The sequence below is a fragment of the Methylophaga sp. UBA5088 genome (assembly GCF_002414625.1).
Taxonomy (GTDB): domain Bacteria; phylum Pseudomonadota; class Gammaproteobacteria; order Nitrosococcales; family Methylophagaceae; genus Methylophaga; species Methylophaga marina.
This window is the reverse complement of sequence record NZ_DIAC01000128.1, coordinates 591-1,977: the sequence shown is the minus strand read 5'-3', so window position 1 is coordinate 1,977 and position 1,387 is coordinate 591. Positions and strand designations below refer to the sequence as shown.

The 1,387-nt window shown below is 44.4% G+C and carries 1 protein-coding gene and 1 pseudogene; both read left to right on the top strand.

Going from position 1 to position 1,387, the window contains the following annotated elements; all coding sequences use genetic code 11:
* Nucleotides 1–262, top strand: a pseudogene (locus B4K20_RS15750) (hypothetical protein); the annotation flags it as partial.
* A 445-nt stretch (nucleotides 263–707) separates the two neighbouring features.
* Nucleotides 708–1,387, top strand: a 680-nt coding sequence (locus B4K20_RS15745; protein WP_289283643.1) for a TolC family protein, incomplete at its 3' end; no start/stop codon positions are given.

Below are 1,387 nucleotides of genomic sequence, written 5' to 3'. Positions count from 1 at the left end.
TCAAAAATACGATGTGAAAAAAAATCCAGATCAGCTTCGCTTTTGTAAGGGTGAATATGGATTTATTTCTACACGTGCAAAGTCCACCATTGGTATTGCAAACCGTTTGACCAGTCCACACAAAGATGAATATATCGCTGCTGGGTGGAAAGCCTATGAATGTAGTCAGTGTACTGGTAATATTGAAGCCTGTGATGCAGTGCCTCCAGTACTGGAAACCATAAAAGCAGAATTCAAAGAAAAACAAAGCGCGACTGAATAAATAACACGTGAAAAAAATAACGACACATTTCCTACTGCTGTGCATGACACTGATGATGACTTTGTCATCATGGTCAGCGCACGCAGAAAAAGCAGAAATGCGTTCAGCTATGGCTCACTCTTCATCGCACTCTATTCAATCTTCTGATTCTGACCAACACTGCGCAGAAACGATATCCAAAGATTGCAAGCATTGTATGGATATAGATCACTGCCAATCCAATCATCATAGCTGTTTCAGCACGGTAACTCTGCCATCAAAGAGCTCTTTCTCCACTAACCAGCCTCTGTTAACTCTACTCACCTTGAGTCAGATTGAAGCAAAGCCGACAGATCAACACAACTCCCTGTTCAGGCCCCCTATAAGTTCATAACTCCCATCCCCTCATTTCCATGAGGCCTTAGCACATCTGTGCTTATATCATTATTAATGATTGGTGAAGCTTATGAACCGATGGAATAGTTCCATTACTGCGTGGCTGTTTTTACTGCCACTAATTTCCCTTATACCAGCGGCTTATGCGGCTGAAGATACTTCATATAGTATCGAACAGACACAGGCTGTTTTGCCCTTAGATATCGCCATCACTGTGGCAGAGCAGTCCAACCCGGGGCTTGCCCAGCGTCAGGCCCGAGCTGAGGCGATGTCTGCTCTCCCCTCACAACTTGGCAGCCTGCCAGACCCAATGATCAGCATGGGCCTGGTTAACTTACCAACCGATAGCCTCAGTACCTCACAAGAAGCTATGACTCAGTGGCAATTAGGCATTAGTCAGGAGATTCCATTTCCCGGCAAGTTAGCACTGAAACAACAAGCGGCCACTGAACGAGCCAGTGCCAGCGCGTTTATGACGACAGAGTATAAACAGCAGCTAATTAAATCTATAACGAGCTACTGGTGGCAACTGTTTTATCTGGAAAAGACGTTGACGGTAATTTCCAGCAATAAAACGTTGCTTAAACAATTTATCGATATTGCTGAAACAAAATATCGTGTCGGACATGGTCTGCAGCAGGATGTGCTGCTGGCTCAACTGGAATTATCCAAACTCCTAAACCGTGAGATTGAGTTAAACAGTCAACGTGAACAGTTGGTTATCACACTCAATACCTTACTTAGCCGACC